The sequence below is a fragment of the Duganella callida genome, from assembly GCF_004614165.1.
Classification (GTDB): Bacteria; Pseudomonadota; Gammaproteobacteria; order Burkholderiales; family Burkholderiaceae_D; genus Rugamonas; species Rugamonas callida.
This window is the reverse complement of sequence record NZ_SPVG01000188.1, coordinates 1-16,579: the sequence shown is the minus strand read 5'-3', so window position 1 is coordinate 16,579 and position 16,579 is coordinate 1. Positions and strand designations below refer to the sequence as shown.

The 16,579-nt window shown below is 64.5% G+C and carries 13 protein-coding genes; 2 read left to right on the top strand and 11 right to left on the bottom strand.

The features are described 5' to 3' along the window. From E4L98_RS18900 to ndk, 4 genes are all read right to left on the bottom strand, one after another. On the bottom strand, positions 1-623 hold a 623-nt coding region (locus tag E4L98_RS18900; RefSeq protein WP_205746777.1), incomplete at its 3' end, for a helix-turn-helix domain-containing protein. Positions 624-636: 13 nt separating this feature from the next. Continuing rightward, positions 637-1,446 carry a type IV pilus biogenesis/stability protein PilW gene (gene pilW / locus E4L98_RS18895; RefSeq protein ID WP_135203098.1) on the bottom strand — a complete coding sequence of 270 codons (810 nt, stop codon included), beginning with the start codon at positions 1,444-1,446 and terminating at the stop codon, positions 637-639. After that, entirely contained in the window at positions 1,446-2,618 is a 1,173-nt protein-coding gene (gene rlmN, locus E4L98_RS18890; protein WP_135203097.1) for a dual-specificity RNA methyltransferase RlmN, read from the bottom strand. The genes pilW and rlmN overlap by 1 nt, the downstream gene beginning before the upstream one ends. A gap of 74 nt (positions 2,619-2,692) precedes the next feature. Beyond that, a complete protein-coding gene (gene ndk, locus E4L98_RS18885; RefSeq protein ID WP_135203096.1) occupies positions 2,693-3,100 on the bottom strand; it encodes a nucleoside-diphosphate kinase in 408 nt (135 codons plus the stop codon). Between the two features lie 250 nt (positions 3,101-3,350). Between ndk and E4L98_RS18880 the strand changes: the two genes are divergently transcribed. Beyond that, positions 3,351-4,031, top strand: coding sequence for a Bax inhibitor-1/YccA family protein (locus E4L98_RS18880; RefSeq protein ID WP_135203095.1), 681 nt, complete (start codon positions 3,351-3,353; stop codon positions 4,029-4,031). 69 nt (positions 4,032-4,100) lie between these two features. After that, entirely contained in the window at positions 4,101-4,931 is an 831-nt protein-coding gene (locus tag E4L98_RS18875) for an endonuclease/exonuclease/phosphatase family protein (RefSeq protein ID WP_135203094.1), read from the top strand. Between the two features lie 35 nt (positions 4,932-4,966). On the opposite strand, the gene E4L98_RS18870 is transcribed toward E4L98_RS18875, so the two are convergent. From E4L98_RS18870 to E4L98_RS18845, 7 genes are all read right to left on the bottom strand, one after another. Continuing rightward, positions 4,967-5,431 (bottom strand): hypothetical protein, encoded by a 465-nt coding sequence (locus E4L98_RS18870; RefSeq protein ID WP_135203093.1) that lies wholly within the window; start codon positions 5,429-5,431, stop codon positions 4,967-4,969. Next, positions 5,428-5,562 carry a hypothetical protein gene (locus E4L98_RS31080; protein ID WP_267874920.1) on the bottom strand — a complete coding sequence of 45 codons (135 nt, stop codon included), beginning with the start codon at positions 5,560-5,562 and terminating at the stop codon, positions 5,428-5,430. The genes E4L98_RS18870 and E4L98_RS31080 overlap by 4 nt, the downstream gene beginning before the upstream one ends. A 138-nt stretch (positions 5,563-5,700) precedes the next feature. Next, on the bottom strand, positions 5,701-7,803 hold the full coding sequence (pbpC, locus tag E4L98_RS18865; RefSeq protein WP_135203092.1) for a penicillin-binding protein 1C: 2,103 nt from the start codon (positions 7,801-7,803) through the stop codon (positions 5,701-5,703). After that, on the bottom strand, positions 7,800-13,484 hold the full coding sequence (locus E4L98_RS18860; protein ID WP_135203091.1) for an alpha-2-macroglobulin family protein: 5,685 nt from the start codon (positions 13,482-13,484) through the stop codon (positions 7,800-7,802). The genes pbpC and E4L98_RS18860 overlap by 4 nt, the downstream gene beginning before the upstream one ends. 128 nt (positions 13,485-13,612) lie before the next feature. Beyond that, complete coding sequence (gene rlmD, locus E4L98_RS18855) at positions 13,613-14,956, bottom strand: 23S rRNA (uracil(1939)-C(5))-methyltransferase RlmD (RefSeq protein WP_135203090.1); 1,344 nt, start codon at positions 14,954-14,956, stop codon at positions 13,613-13,615. Between the two features lie 75 nt (positions 14,957-15,031). Continuing rightward, positions 15,032-16,033 (bottom strand): RNA polymerase sigma factor RpoS, encoded by a 1,002-nt coding sequence (rpoS, locus tag E4L98_RS18850; protein WP_135203089.1) that lies wholly within the window; start codon positions 16,031-16,033, stop codon positions 15,032-15,034. 7 nt (positions 16,034-16,040) lie between these two features. Beyond that, on the bottom strand, positions 16,041-16,579 hold a 539-nt coding region (locus E4L98_RS18845; RefSeq protein WP_167761377.1), incomplete at its 5' end, for a peptidoglycan DD-metalloendopeptidase family protein.

Here is a 16,579-nt window from a genome sequence, read left to right as displayed (position 1 = left end):
GCGCCGGCTTGCTCGCCCTGCGGCGGCACCGACACCAGCGGCACATTCGGCTGCTGCAGCGTCGACGGCGCGGCTTCCTCGCCGGCCTTGGTCAGCGTGCCGTCGCTGGCGGCGTCGGCCGGCTTGCTCGCGTCCGCGCCGGCTTCCTTGCGCTCGAACAGCGAGGCCGGAATCAGTCCGCTCTGATAAGCGTACGCGCCGGCGCCGGCCAGTACCACCACCACGCCCAGGCCGATCAGCCAGCCGGCCGGACGCGACGAGCGCTCCGTCATCGACGGGAAGCGCGACTCCGAGAACGAGGCCGAGATATCCTTGCGCGGCACCACCACCTCGGGGCTGGGCGGAGCGGCCACTTCGATCATCGCGACCAGCGGGGCCGGGTCCATCTTCAACGCCTTGGCATAGGCGCGCACGAAACCGCGCGTGACCGCCATGTTGGGCAGCGCGTCGTAATCGCCCGCTTCCAACGCCTTCACCTGGCGCGGCGCCAGCTTGATCTGGTCGGAAATCTGCTCGACGGTCAAACCCATGGCTTCGCGCTGCCGCGCCAGCAGTTCGCCGGGTGCGGCCTTTTTAGCGGTGCTGCCCTGCTCCTGCGGCGGTTCCGCCCACTCAGAATTCATTGGTACCCCTGTTTCACTCATCAAACGCCCCACGTTGATAAGCAGCATATTCAGCCGAGCCGGGATGGTGGCGCCGCAACTGCGTCGCCCACGCCGCTTCCGCATCCCGGTCGCCCAGCTGATGCTGCACCTTAATCGCGAGCCACAGCACATCGGCCGTCAGGCTCTCCATCTTTGCCACCTTGTTCAACCGGCTGACGAAAAAATTGGCGCGCACGTAATCGCGCTTTTCCGCATACAGCTTCGCCAGATTGGCGTTGGTGGCCGGCAGGTCGGGCGTCAACTGCAAGGCTTGCAGCAGATAACGCTCCGCGCTGGCGTAATCCTTGATCTTCAAAGCGCAGGCGCCGGCGTTGTTCGCGGCACTGGCCGGCGAACGGTAACTCCGGTTGCTCAGGGCCGCGTCGAACAGCGGCAGCGCCTCCTTGACCCGGCCGCCCTGGCACAGGAAGGAGCCATAATTGTTGGCCAGGTCCGGATTGTTCGGCGCCAGCTTGCGCGCGCGCTGGAAGTTGTCGTCCGCCAGCGCGGTCTCGCCCATCTGCTGGTAGATCAGGCCGCGCATGCCGTAGGCGTCCGCATACTCCGGATCGGCCGCCAGCGCCAGCTTCACTTCGTCCAGCGCGGTGGCGTACTGGTTCTGCTCGAAATAGCCCACCGCCAGCTGCATGCGGATGCCGACCTTGCGCTGCACGGCGGTCTGATCGGACGCGGTCGGCAGCTCCGCCTGTTTGGCCGGTGGCGCCGGGGCGCACGCCGCCAGCGCCGTCACCGCATACACTGCGGCGAGACTGAGCCGGCTGCGCTGCGCCAGGACGGTCATCAGGAACGAATCTCCACGATCTTGCCGAAATTGGCGCCGAACTTGTTCTGGTACTCAGCCATTTTCTCCATGCGCTGCTGTACCTTGGTCCGGTCCTGCACCTCGCCGGCCAGCTGGCCGCAGGCGGCGTCGATATCGTCGCCGCGCGTCTTGCGGATGGTGGTGACGATGCCGGCATCGACCAGGATCTGCGCGAAGGCCTTGATGCGCGGGTTCTTCGAGCGCAGCAGACCCGATTCCGGGAAGGGGTTGAACGGAATCAGGTTGAATTTGCAGTTCACGCCGAATTCGGGATGCTGCACCAGCGCCACCAGCTCGCGCGCATGCTCGTCGGTGTCGTTGACGCCGTCCAGCATGCAGTATTCGAAGGTGATGAAATCGCGTGGGGCGAATTCCAGGTAGCGCTTGCAGGCCGCCATCAACTCCTTCAGCGGGTATTTCCTGTTCAGCGGGATCAGGCCGTTGCGCAGTTCGTCGTTCGACGCGTGCAGCGAGACGGCCAGCGCCACCGGCACTTCCTGCGCCAGCTTGTCCATCATCGGCACCACGCCCGAGGTGGACAGGGTCACGCGGCGGCGCGACAGGCCGTAGGCGTTATCGTCCAACATCAGCTTCAGCGCGGTGGCGGTGGGGTCGAAGTTCAGCAGCGGCTCGCCCATGCCCATCATGACCACGTTGGTGATCTGGCGTTCGCCTTTCGGGCCGGGTTCGATGCCCTTGGTGCGGCGCAGTTCGAATTCGGCCATCCACAGCTGGCCGATGATCTCGCCCACGGTGAGGTTGCGGCTGAAGCCCTGCTTGCCGGTCGAGCAGAAGCGGCAGTTGACCGCGCAGCCGGCCTGGGTCGAGATGCACAGCGTGCCGCGGTTTTCTTCCGGGATGTACACGGTTTCCACCGCGTTGCCGTTGCCGACATCGACCAGCCACTTGCGGGTTCCGTCGGCCGACGTATGATCGCTGATGATGGCCGGCGCGGCGATGTGGGCGCGGGTTTTCAGTTTGTCGCGCAGCGACTTGGCCAGATCCGTCATGCTGTCGAAGTCCGACGCACCGAATTGGTGGATCCAGCGCTGCAGTTGCTTGGCGCGGAACGGCTTCTCCCCCAACTCGGCGCAATAGGCGATGAGCTGCGCGGGATCGAAATCCAGCAAGTTGGTCAGGGGTGCGTTCATGGTGTGGCTCGATTCTGTACTAATCATTTATCCCGTTTCCGCACCGCGGCGCGGAAACGGAATCCTTACATTAATTACTTACCGAAGAAGTAAGCGATTTCAACTTGTGCGGCTTCGACGGCGTCCGAACCGTGCACGGCGTTGGCGTCGATCGAATCGGCGAAGTCAGCACGGATGGTGCCTTTGTCGGCCTTCTTCGGATCGGTGGCGCCCATCAGTTCGCGGTTTTTCAGGACGGCGTTTTCGCCTTCCAGAACCTGGATCATGACTGGACCCGAAACCATGAAGTCCACCAGATCCTTGAAGAAGCCGCGCTCTTTGTGAGCAGCGTAGAAACCTTCAGCATCTTCACGCGACAGTTGCTTCATTTGAGCGGCAACGATCTTCAGGCCAGCGTTCTCGAAGCGGCTGTAGATTTGGCCGATCACGTTTTTTGCAACTGCGTCTGGTTTGATGATCGACAGGGTGCGTTCGATTGCCATTTGAAAAACTCCAATAAAAAGAAAGGTTTAAAACAAGAATTGATAATCCAATCAACCTTTGATTTTACCATAGAACACCCCATATTCCGAGAAACGGCACTGGATAAGCTTGCAATAAAGCTAGAAATGCCGGCAGTGAAAGCAGTTTAAGGGCGGATTAAGTGCTTTTATGGCAATTTTTTGCGCAACTTTACGCCGTCATGCTATGCTGTCCCTGAGTAGCAGACATTTTTCCTTTACTGGAGGCAACATGAACAACATGCAAAACACCTACGATCTGGCGGGTAGCCGCCGATTGGTGCAGCACAATGTGCTGCGCAATACCTACTGGCTGCTGGCCCTGTCGATGGTCCCGACCGTCTTCGGCGCGGTGCTCGGCGTGGCACTGCACCTGCCGCTGCACGGTGGATTGATGGCGCTGCTGTTCCTGGCGATTGCCTTCGGCTTCATCTGGGGCATCGAGAAGAACAAGGATTCCGGCGTCGGCGTGGCGCTGCTGCTGGGCTTCACCTTCTTCATGGGCCTGTGGCTGACGCCGCTGCTGTCGCGCATCCTCGGTTTCTCGAACGGCGGCTTCCTGATCATGGCCGCGTTCGGCGGCACGGCCACGGTGTTCGCCGTGCTGGCCTCGGTGGCCACCGTCTCCAAGCGCGATTTCTCGGGCATGGGCACCTGGCTGTTCGCCGGCGTGGTGGTGATGCTGCTGGCCTCGGTCGCCAACATCTTCCTGGGCATCCCGGCGCTGGCGATCGTGATCTCGGTGGTGGCGATTGCCATCTTCTCGGCCTACATCCTGTATGACGTGCAGCAGATCGTGAACGGCGGCGAGACCAACTACATCCGCGCCACCCTGAGCATCTACCTGGACCTGTACAACATCTTCGCCAACCTGCTGTCGCTGCTGGGCATCTTCGGCGGCAACCGCGACTAAGCATTCCGCACTCCCCCGAAGCCGGCCTCTGCGCCGGCTTTTTTATGCCCATCTTTCGACAGGAGTTCCATGCGCCGCCTCATCCTGCCCCTGCTTCTGCTGTTCACTCCGCTGGCTTTCGCCCAGGTCGATTTCAACGTCGCCACCTACAATCTGCGCTACGACAATCCCAATGACGGCAAAAACGTCTGGCCGGCGCGGCGCGACGCCATGCGCGCGCTGGTGCGCTACCACGGCTTCGATCTGTGGGGCACGCAGGAAGGCTTGTCCAGCCAGCTGGCCGACCTGGATGTGCTGAGCGAATATGCGCGGGTCGGCGTCGGCCGCGACGACGGCAAGGATGCGGGCGAGCACTCGGCGATCTTCTACCGGCGCGAGCGTTTCGCGCTGGAAAACCATGGCGATTTCTGGCTCAGCACCACGCCCGAGCAGCCGAGCATGGGCTGGGATGCGCGCTGCTGCAAGCGCATTGCCACCTGGGCGCGCCTGCGCGACAAGCCGAGCGGCCACACGTTCGTGGTGCTGAATGCGCACTTCGATCACGAAGGCGTGGTGGCCCGGCGCGAATCGGCCCGCCTGCTGCTGGCGCGCGGCCGGGCACTGGCGGGCGCTCTGCCGCTGATCGTGATGGGTGATTTCAACAGCACCCCGGACAGCGAAGCCTATGCCACCATCAGCGCCGGGCTGCGCGATGCGCGGGCCATCAGCAAGGCCCCGCCGTATGGCCCGGCCGGCACCTTCAACGGCTTCGACGTCAGCAAGCCTGCCGAAGAACGCATCGACTACCTCTTCCTCAGCCCGCAGTGGCAGGTGCTGCGCTACGCGGTGCTGACCGACTCGGTCGATGCGCGCTATCCGTCCGACCACTTTCCCGTCGTCACGCGCGTGCGTCTACCTTGACCGAACCGCGCAGCCGGCCTCGTGTATCCACCTTTTTAGCGGCCGCGCATCAGCGCCCGACGTGTGGCCAAGGCGATGGGGAGGCCAAACAAAAACATGTGAGACAACATATCAAGCGCCGTTGCGAGCGGCTTGAAGCGCACCGGGAACGGAAACGCGGACGCGGGCAAGACGACCAGCCGCATAAGCAGGAACACCATGACGCCGTACGCAATGCCGTAAAACACCGGATGGTGAGCAAGTCGCGGCATCAAACGGGCCAACAAAAAATAGCCCAGCGCCCAGGCCAGCGACAAGCCGAAATGAGCCGCCAGTCCGAAGACCGCCATCGGCACGCCGCCGTGGAGTGCAGGTTTGCCAAAGGCGCCGCTGGCCACAATACGCAACAGCTGCAATGGCGCGGTGCCATTGTAAGCGGCAAACGAAATGGCGAAAATGATGTCGAGTGCGCCGGCAATCAGTCCGCCGATCAGAACGATGCGTATTTGGTCGGCTCTCATGGCATCCACACCACTTGGCCGCTACGCAAGCAATTGCCATCGTCAGCGACGATAGCGAATTCGCGCATGCCCGGCAGCCCGAGCAATGACTTGCCAAACAGCTTCGGCGTTACGATGTCGGTAGATTTCATGTTAAACATCTGTCAGGTCAACGACGCCCGTTGGGTCCAGGGGGTGATTTCGCTGAGCTCCGACTGAAAGGTACGCTCGGCGATTTCGATACATTTAAAAGACGAGATCATAGTCGCAACGATTATAGTCGTCTCAAATTATTCTACCGGTTTGGCTATCCCGCGTACCTGGAAGCGCGTGGTGGCGATGGCTTTGTCGTTGGCGTCGATCAGGGCCAGCTGGTGGCGGCCGGGCACTGGGCGCCAGGCGTAGTTGGTACCGGCCTGGCCCAGCGCCTCGCCGTCCAGTTGCCAGCTCAGGCCCTGCCCCGCCTGTGCCAGGAAGAAGACGCGCTGGATGCTGTCCGGGATATCCGGGTCGATGGCGATGATGGCGTCTTCGCCAGGATAGACTATCTTCGGCACGCGGCGTGCATCCTCCACCAGCGCGATCACCGGGCTCTCCGTGCCGGCGATGAACCATTCGCTGCGCTTGGGCTCCACTTCGGGTTGATAGACGATCTGCTGGCGCACCACGCCGGCCGGCGGCTTCGGCGCGTGGCTCGGGTGGCCGCGATGCAGATAGTCCATCACATCGCGCCACACCGGCGCCGCGCCGGTGACGCCGGAGACATCCCACATCGATTGCCCATCGAAGTTACCGACCCAGACGCCAACCGTGTAGCGGTCCGAATAGCCGATGCACCAGTTGTCGCGCATGTCCTTGCTGGTGCCGGTCTTGACCGCCGCCCAGAAGGTGGTGGCCAGTTCGTTCTTCAGGCCGAAGGTGACACTGCGCGCCGCCCGGTCGGCCAGGATGTCGCCGACGATGAAGCTGGCCCGCGCATCGAGCACGCGCTGCGGCGCCGCCACGGATGCCGCGGCAGTTGACGGCACCAGTCTGGCCTCGCCGTACATGCCGCCATTGGCCAACACGCGGTAAGCATTGGCCAGCTCCAGCAGCGAGACCTCGGCGGAACCCAGCGCCAGCGAATAACCGTAGTATTCAGCCGGCTGCGTCAGGGTGCTCAAGCCCACTTCGCGCAGACGCTCGTGAAAACGCTCCAGCCCCGTCGTCATCAGCGCGCGCACCGCCGGCACGTTGAGGGAACTGGCCAGGCTGGTGCGCGCGCTGACGTAGCCCTTGAAATCCTTGTCGTAGTTCTGCGGCGCGTACATGCCGGATGGTGTGGAGATGTCCAGCGCCGCATCGTCCATCAGCGAGGCGGCTGTCAGCTGCTTGCGTTCCAGCGCCAGCTCGTACAGGAACGGTTTGAGCGTGGAGCCAGCCTGGCGCGGCGCCGTCACGCCATCGACCTCGCCGCCGCCCGCGTTGCCGACATAGGCGAGAATTTCGCCGCTGGCGTTATCGAGCACGATCACCGCGCCATCATTGACGTTACGCCCCTGCAGCGCCGCCAGGTGCTGGCGCAGCATGGTCTGCGCGTAGCGCTGCAAGTCCCCGTCCAGCGTGCTGCGCACCGCCGCGCCACCCCGCGCCAGCAGCCGCTGGGCCACCTGAGGCGCCGGCGCCAGATTCCCCGCCAATTGCGGACGGCTGAAGGCGACAACGACACGCAACTGTATCTCGCTGCAGGTGGAAGGCAGTTGCAGCTCGTGCGCCAGACCACAGGCACGCTGCGCCACCGCTTTGTGCTGCGCCGCAGGTGCGCGCAGCAGCGCCGCCAGGATCACCGACTCGCTCAGGTCCAGCCCCGACGGCGCCTTGCCGAACATGCCGCGCGCCGCCGCGCCCACACCCTGCAATTCACCGCGATAGGAGACCAGGTTCAGATACGCTTCCATGATCTGCTGTTTGCTCCACTGCGCATCGAGCTCGCGCGCGGCCTTGACCTGATCCCACTTCTGTCCCCAGTTGCGCCCCTTCGCGGAAGGTTGCAATGCCGGATCCAGCAAGGCCGCCAACTGCATGGTGATGGTCGACGCACCGCGTGGACGCGTGCGAAACAGATTGTCCCACGCCGCCTTGGCCGCCGCGCTCCAGTCCACGCCGCCATGTTCGTAGAAACGCTGATCCTCCGCCTGCAGCACGGCGGCCGGCAGCGCCGGCGAGATATCGTTAAGCGCCACCCAGGGCAAGCGCCGCACCGTCATATCGATACGCAGCGACTGGATCGGCTCACCGTGCCGGTCCAGCAACTGCGCCTCGGAACTGCGATAAGCGGCGCGCACGGCCTCGAAGGTCGGCGCGGCGTGGGCAGCGGTGCCGGCCAGCGCCAGCAGAAGAACGATCAGCCTCATTTCACGGTCACGGGTGCGTTCGGCGACGCGCCGAACATCTCCGGGCTGTACATGGCTTCCACCCGCGTGGGCGGCAGGGCGAACTGGCCGGCGTTATTCAGCCGCACCGTGTATTCGACGCTCCACTTACCTTTCGGCACGAACTCATAGAACGAACGGAAGCTTTCGAAAGTCCGCTCCTGGAACGCCGGATAGGTCCAGCCGGCGGCACGCTCGCCGCTGCTGAGAATCTTCGAGTCGTTGCCGAGGCCCGAGCCCAGCACCGTCGCGCTGGCGGGAATCGGATCGTCCACCACCACCCAGGTCATGTCCGACTGCGCCTCCAGATCCAGTCGCACGCGGTACACGTCGCCGCGCGACCATACGCCCCTGGCCTTCTGCTCCACCGGCGTGACGGTCTTGACGATCTTGTAGCCGCTGGACAGCGGGGTTTTCAACGGCACGGCGGCCATGGTCTGTATCGTCGCCCAGGGCTTGCCGGCGCCTGCATGATCCAGTTCCAGCTGTCCGCCGCCATTGCGGGGCCAGGGCAGCAGGACCGTGCCGCCCGGCGGCTGGCCGCCGAAGGCGATGCTCTTGCTGGCGTCGGCCAGCGTGGCGCTGGCTGTGCCGGTGACTTTTTCACTTTCGAACAGCTGCGAGAAGCGATCCAGCGCCAGCACGCCCCAGGCGTTGGCCACCGTCGTGCCCCAGCGTCCTTTCTTCTGACGTCCCAGCGCGCCGCGCGCCAGCCGGCCGATGTCCTCCTTCCAGGCCGGATTATCGGCCATGACCAGCAGCAGGCGGTTGGCATTGCTGTCGGCCGAGGACATCAGCCACCACCAGTCGTCGGTGCGCTCGGTGGCGAAGGTCATGGTGGTGCCCTGCAGATTCAGTCGCGAGCGCAGGATCTGATCCGCCTCCTTGATCCGCCGATCATGTTGCGGCAGCTTGGGCGAGCGTTGAAGAATCTGATACCAGTCCAGCACCGCGGACGTCGGCCACAGATTCGGCTGCACGCTGAACGACTCCAGCTCGGCGGCGATCACCGGCCGTGAGCGCGACAGCGCTTCCAGCGCGGCGACCTTGCGCACCGCCAGATCGGAAGTCGGCAGCGCCGAATAGCGCACCACCTTGCCCTTGACGAAATCGAGCAGCCCCGATTCCATACGGCCCTTCAGCGCCACTGGAATCTCGTAGCCGGCGGCGTTGGCGGCCGACAGCACGTAAGCCGTCAGCGTGTCGCTGCCCTGCTCCATCGAAGCGAAATACTTGACCAGACCATCCGCGTCCAGATGCGCGGGCAGCGTATCCAGCGCCGACTTCCACATCGCCTCGTCATGCAGCGCGATCGAGCGCGATGCCACCTGTTCGAAGCAGCGATACGGATACTTGCGCATGTAGTCGATCACGCCGGGCAGCTCGCCGCCCAGCGTCGGACTGTATTGAACCTGCACGCCACCGCGTCCCGGCGCGGCGTCGTCGGGCAGCTTGACTTGCACGGTCTGCTTGCGGTCCAGCTGCAGCAAGGTGGACTGCATCACCGTCACCGGCACCGCCGGCGCCACTTTCTGCGTCACCTTCAGCCGGTCGGACGATGCCGGACCGCCGCCCTGCACCGTCGCGCCCACATCCCAGGCCAGCGTGCCGACCGACAGCGGCACCTGTACATCCCAGCCCACCTCGCGCGCCTGGCCCGGCTCCAGCGACACCGTCTGCGCCGCCAGCGCCTTGCCGCCGGCGCTGGCATTGAGCGTGGCCTTGAGCGCGGCATCCGTGGTATTGCGCAGCGTGAAGCCGGCGCGGTAGCGGTCTCCCTCGCGTACCAGCGATGGCAGTCCCGATAACAGAATCAGATCCTGCGAGCTGCGCACCTCGGTGCGGCCGGTGCCGAACAAATCCGCCTGCGCGCTGGCGACAGCGACGATACGGAAGGCGGTCAGCGAATCGTTGATCGGCACTTGTACCCTGGCCTCGCCATTCGCATCCAGCGCCACGCGCGCCTTCCAGAACAGCAGCGTATCGAACAGCTCACGGCCGGCGCTCTTGCCGCCGCCACCGCCGGCCGGTACCGCCTTGCGGCCGAAGTGGCGCTTGCCAACCACCTGCATCTGTGCGGTGGCCGTCTTCACGTCCAGGGTACGCTGCTGCATCATCGCCTCCAACAGCTCCCAGCTGGTGTTCGGCATCAGCTCCAGCAGACCGACATCGACCGCCGCCAGCGCCACCTCGGCGCCGGCCGGCGGCGCCGAACCATCGGGCCGCGTGACCTTGACCTGCACGGAAGCCTGCTCGCGCACCTTGTATACCGGCTTGTCGGCCGTGACCTTCACCTTCAGCTCATTGGCCGACCAGCCCACGCGCAGTGGCGCGATCCCCAGCTTGTAGGCCGGCTTGCCCAGATCGACCAGTGCCGTCGGCTGCACGCTGTCGACGCGGCCACGGACCACCAGCACCGACACGTACACGTTGGGCGCATAGGATTTTTTTACCGGGATGGTGAATACCGGCTCGCTGCCGGTGAGCGGACGCACATACGCATCGATCACGCCTTCGCGCTCCACCGTCACCAGCGCGGTAGCCTCACGGAACGGCATGCGCACCTGGAAGCTGGCCGTGTCGCCCGGCTCGTAGCGCTTTTTCTCCGGCAGCACGTCGATACGGTCATTGTCGGTGGTGGAGAACCACCAGTCGCGCCCATCGGCCACCCAGGTTTCGCGATTGGTCACTGCCACGCGCTGCTGTGCGTCCTGCGTTTTTGCACGCAGGATCAGATTGCCGGCGGCTGGCGCCTTCACCTGACAGACCAGCAGACCTTTGGCGTCTGTCCTGCCCTCGCAGGCGGCGCCCAGCGCCTTGACTTCGCTGCTGTTTTCATAGGCGTAGAAGCCGCCGATCAGGCGGCGGCGGTGCGAGTACGACTCGCGCTGGAAGAAGTCGACCGACACCGGCGCATCCTTCACCGGCCTGCCCTGCAGGTCCAGCACCGCCACCGCGAACTTGAGCGCATCCTTGCTCATCACCCAGCCATCCGGCTGAATGCCGATCACATAGCTCGATGGCCACAACGGTATCGTGGTCGAAGAGGACAGCGTTTCACCGTTGGCGTCCTGATAGGTCATCTCGGCGGTCAGGTCATGCGGCGTGGTCACCGTCGGCAGCTGGTCCAGCGTGACGCGTGCGCCGCCGGCCTTGTCCAGCGCCAGGCTGCGCGTCTTCACGCCGCCTGGCGCCGCTTTTGTCTCGCCTTCCGCCTCCTCGTCGAACGTACCCTCGTCGTCATCGAAGGAGCCGCCACGCCGTTCGACGCCGACCTTGACATCGCCCGTGCTGAAACTGAAGTCCGGGTAATCCTCGAAGCTGACGGTGCGGTCATCCACCACGGTACGCAGCTGCACCGGCGCGTCGCCCGCGCCGCCGCCGGACAGGTAGCTGAGCTGCACGTCCAGATCCACCGAGGACGCCTGCACCGCCGGCGTTTTCGGCCCTTGCAGCAGCGCCTTCATGGTCGGCACGCGGAACTGCTCGACCCGGAAGCGACCCGACTGACGGCCGCCCAGCATCACCTGATACCAGCCTTGCTTCGCATCGGCCGGTATCTTCCAGTCGTCTTCCGCCGAGCCGTTGGCCTGCCACGTCAACGGCAGCTCGTATTTCTGGCCGCTGCCCTCGTGCAGGATGAACAACCTGGCCGCATCGGCCTTGCGCTCATTCGGCGCCAGCGCGATGCCCTGTTCCACGTGGCGGCGCAGGAAATGCTTCATGTGCACCGTCTCGCCGGCGCGCAGCAGCGTGCGGTCGAATACCGTGGCGGCGATCACCTGGTCCGCGCCGGCGTAACCGGTCGGCAGATTGAAGCGCCAGGTTTCGATGCCCTTGTCCCAGGCCGACATGGTGAAAGTCATGTCATTGCCGAGGCGCGCGCTGACGAAATAGCCGGGCACCTTGCATTTCGCATCCTGCAGTTCCTGGCGGATGTGCGCCAGGCCGCCGCTGTCGGTCATACCCTGCCAAAGCTGCTTGCCGGCGCAATCGCGCACCACCACCTGCGCCTGCGGCACCGGCTTGCCCTGGTCCAGCGACGTCACCCACACCAGCGACGATTCGCCACCGAGCTTGAAATGCGCCACCATATTGGTCACCAGTGCCGCCGAACTGACATAGGCCGGACCGCGCATCGCCAATCCCGCCCCCAGCTTGGGACTGGCCAGCTCCACCAGATAAAAGCCGGGCTTGCGCAGCGGGATACCGATCACCTCAAACGCCTTGGCGCCGCCCGGTTTGGGCATGGTGAAGCGTTCGACCTTGCCGGCCTTGGCGTCCAGCAGCGGCTTGGCCATGTCGCGGTAATACTGCTGCGCGGGCTCCCAGCCGTAGGGAGAGCTGATGCGGCGCAACCAGGCCAGAATTTGCTGGTCCTGCTGATCGGTGGAAGCGGTGCTGTCGTTGACCCGCAGCGCTGCGCCATCGACGCGCGCGCCGGCCACCCTGGCTTCGACATTGCGCACCGTGACCGGCAGCAGCTTGTCTCCTTTCGCCTCGATGATGCCGAAGCGCGCGGGGAACTTGACCAGCGGCGGTTGCGCATCGGTGCGCACCGTCATCGGGAAGCGCTGGCGGTTGACCAGCGTGCGGCCGGCATCGTCCTTCAGATTGGCCGGCATCGACAAACTGAATTTCGCATTTTCGGGGAACGGGCCTTTGACTTCCAGCCCCTGCACATAATCGTTCTTCTCTTCGTACTTCCTGACGGATGGCGCAAACACCCTGGCGCCGGGACCGGTGATCCTGACGGCCAGCGCATCCGCGCGTTTGACCGGCGCGCTGAAACTGATCTGCATCGGCAGGAACGGGATGCAGCCGCCGTCCTTGGACGTGCGTTCGCAGGCGAAGCGGGCCGTGAAATCGGGACGCGTCTTGAACGCCAGTGTTTGATCCTGGCTGGTGGCGATGCCGCTGTCGGCCTGGATGCCGGCGCCCCACACCAGCGCCATCTCCGCGCCGGCCGGCAGATTGCGCTTGCACTGCACCACCGCCAGCGGCAGCCGCTCGAACTGCTTGTTGTTGACCGCCGTGCGGGCGCGCCATACCACGCCGCGCGCGCGGAAGTAAATCGACAGATAACGCTCGGTGAACTCCTTGCGCTGATCCAGGATCTGCTGACGCTCCGCGCCGGCAAGCACACGTACGCCGATCTTTTCGTTGACGCCGTCGGCGCGGCACCACGCATGTTCGCTGATGGTCTGATCGCTGGCCGGCGCGTCCAGCGCCAGCACAAAGATCTGCTGTTCATCGATGGACCAGGCCCCCTCGCGCGGCGCGCTGTTGACGACGGCGGGGCCGCCGGTATCAAAGGAAAATTTGCGCTCGCCGCTGAGCGGCTGGCCCGCCAGATCCTTGATATCGTCCCTGAGCGTGAAGCGGCAACTGACGCCGGCCGGCAGATCGCGGGCGAAATCGTAGCTCCAGTTCTGCCCATCGATCCAGCGTCCCGTGCCCTGCTCCGGGCAATCGATGGTGAACGGATCGCCGAGCCGCATATCGCCGAGCGGCACCATCTGCGCGCTGAAGCGCGCCGTCGCCTGGCGCACGCCCTTGACGGAGCCGGCAGGCGAAAACGAGGTGATGGAAGTATCGGCCAGAACGACCAGCGGCAGGCCGCAGAACGCAGCCAGCGCGATGAAACGGGACAGGAGGCGCATGCCAACTCCGGACACTGATGTTGATCAGCTCAGTGTTGCGCAGCCCTGCTGCGAAGTCAATAATATTAGAAGAAAAACATCGGGGTCAGAGCCGACATTCGACGAATGCCGGCTCTGACCCCGAATCTTCAGACCAGGTCGAACACCGCCATCGACTCCACGTGCGAGGTGTGCGGGAACATGTTGACCACGCCGGCCTTGTCCAGCTTGTAGCCGGCGAGGTTGACCAGCACGTTGGCGTCGCGCGCCAGCGTCGACGGGCTGCACGAAACGTAGACGATGCGCTTCGGCAGGAACGCCGGGTTGGTCTTGCGCAGCTCGCCCAGCGCCAGCGACAAGGCCATGGCGCCATCGCGCGGCGGGTCGATCAGCATGCGGTCGAAACGCCCCAGCGCGATCAGGTCTTCCGGCGTCACTTCGAACAGGTTGCGGTTGTAGAAGGTGGTCTTGCCTTCCAGGCCGTTGGCGATGGCGTTGCTCATCGAGCGGTCGGTCAGCGCCTGGCTGCCTTCGATCCCCACCACTTCGCGCGCCAAGGTCGCCAGCGGCAGGGTGAAGTTGCCCAGGCCGCAGAACAGGTCGGCCACGCGGTCGTCCGGCTGCACGTCCAGCAGACGCAGCGCCTTGTGCACCAGCACGCGGTTGATGTGGTGGTTCACCTGGGTGAAGTCGACCGGCTTGAACGGCATGCGCACGCCGTATTCCGGCAGCAGGTAGTGCAGCTGCGGTTCCAGCGGATAGAACGGCGCGGCGGTTTCCGGGCCCTTGGTTTGAAGCCAGAACTGCACCTTGTACTGGTCGGCGAAAGCCTTGATCTTGGCCTCGTCGTCGGCGGTCAGCGCGTCCATGATGCGCAGCACCAGCGCGGTGACGTCTTCGCCGATCGCCAGTTCGATCTGCGGGATCTGGTTGTACAGCGTCAGCGAGCCGACCAGCGCGCGCAGCGGCATCAGCATGTCCGACACGTGCTTGGGCAGGATCTGGCAGCTCTGGATGTCGGCCACGTAGATCGATTTCTTTTCCTTGAAGCCGACCAGCACCGTGCCCTTCTTTTCCACCCAGCGCACCGACAGGCGCGCGCGGTAGCGGTAGCCCCAGGTCGGGCCGTACATCGGGCGCATCACGGTTTCGGCGGTGACTTTGCCGATGTGCCACAGGTTATCTTCCAGCACGCGCTGCTTGATGGCGACCTGGGCGCTCGGCTCGATGTGCTGCATCGAGCAGCCGCCGCAGTAATCGAAGTGCACGCATTTCGGCGTCACGCGCATCGACGATTCGCGGTGCAGCGCGGTCATGCGCGCGGCTTCCCAGTTCTTCTTTTTCTTGAAGGTTTCGAAGCTGACGCGCTCGCCCGGCAGGGCGCCTTCCACGAACACCACTTTGCCCGGCGTACCGTCTTCATTGTCCTGCATGTGGCCGACGCCGCGGGCGTCCATGTCGAGCGATTTGATGTCGATGGTGTTTTCTTGCATAACGTTCAATATTGAATGGGAAATAGCAGGCGCCAGCCTTCAGCCGGGCCGACATGATAGCAGAACGGGGAGGATCTACAGCAGGGAATCGCGGACCACGCCGCGCGCGGCCATCGCGCGTTTCAGTTTGACCAGCGCCTCCTGCTGGATCTGGCGCACGCGCTCGCGGGTGACGCCCATTTCTTCGGCCAGGGTTTCCAGCGTGGCCGGATCGTCGTTGTCGAGGCCGAAACGGCGCATGATGACGATGCGCTGCTTGTCCGGCAGCTTGGTCAGCCAGTCGCGCACCAGCAGGGTCATTTCGTGGTGCTCGGCGCGCGCGTCGGGACTGTCGTCGCTGTCGCCGGGCAGCATGTCCATCAGCGACGATTGCGGATCGTTGTCCAGCGGCGCGTCCAGCGAGGTGGCGTGCTCGGACAGCGCCAGGATGTCCTGCACCTCTTCCACCGGCCGGCCGACCAGTTCGGCGATGTCTTCGGCGGTGGCGTCCTTGCCGTTGTGGTGCTGCGCCTCGAGATGGTATTTGCCGCGCAGGATCTGGTTCAGCTCGCGCACCATGTGCACCGGCAGCCGCACCGTCCGCGCCTGGTTCATGATGGCGCGCTCGATGCTCTGGCGTATCCACCAGGTGGCGTAAGTCGAAAAACGGAAACCGCGCTCGGGCTCGAACTTGTCGATGGCGCGCATCAGGCCGATGTTGCCTTCTTCTATCATATCCAGCAGCACCACGCCGCGATTGATGTAGTGCTTGGCGATCGACACCACCAGCCGCAGGTTGTGCTCGATCATGGTCTGGCGCGCGCTGAAGTCGCCGGCCTTGGCCAGCGTGGCGTAATGGACTTCCTGTTCGGCCGTCAGCAGCGGCCGGGTGCCGATCTGGTTCAGGTAGTGCTGGGTGGTGTCGGTCGACAGTTCGGCCGCCAGCACTTTTTTCAGTTCGTCGACGCTTTCGATCACCGCGCCCGACTCGGGCGCATCGCTATCCTCCGCCGCATCGATGCTCAGATCGTCGCTGGCCTCGTCGCGGAAGTCTTCCGGCGAGTCGTCATCCATCTGATCGTGCGGCGTAGGTGTCATAGCTCAGCTAGCGGTTAGGCAGGAATTTGGACGGATCCACCGGTTTGCCCTGCTGCCGTATTTCAAAGTGCAGCTTGACGGAGTCGGTGTCGGAGTCGCCCATTTCCGCGATCATCTGTCCCTTGCTGACGGTCTGCCCTTCCTTCACCAGGATGGTGCGGTTGTGCGCATAGGCCGACAGCAAATTATTACTGTGCTTCACAATAACGAGATTACCATATCCGCGGATGCCGCTGCCGGCGTACATCACTTTTCCTGCGCCCGCCGCGACGACCTGCTGGCCCGCCTTGCCGGCGATGTCCAGGCCCTTGTTCTTGCCCTCGTCGAAGCTGGCCACGACTTTGCCGGCGGCCGGCCAGACCCAGCTGATGCTCTGGTCTTCGGCGCTCAGGGCCGGACCGGCTGGGGCCGCGGGGGCGGCGGCCCCCCGGCCGCCCCCCCCGCCCACAAACAAAAACCCCCCCCCCCCCACCCCCCGCCCCCCCCCCCCCGCCCCGCCCCCCGCCCCCCCCCCCCCCGGCCCCCCGCCCCCCGATACTCTAAGGA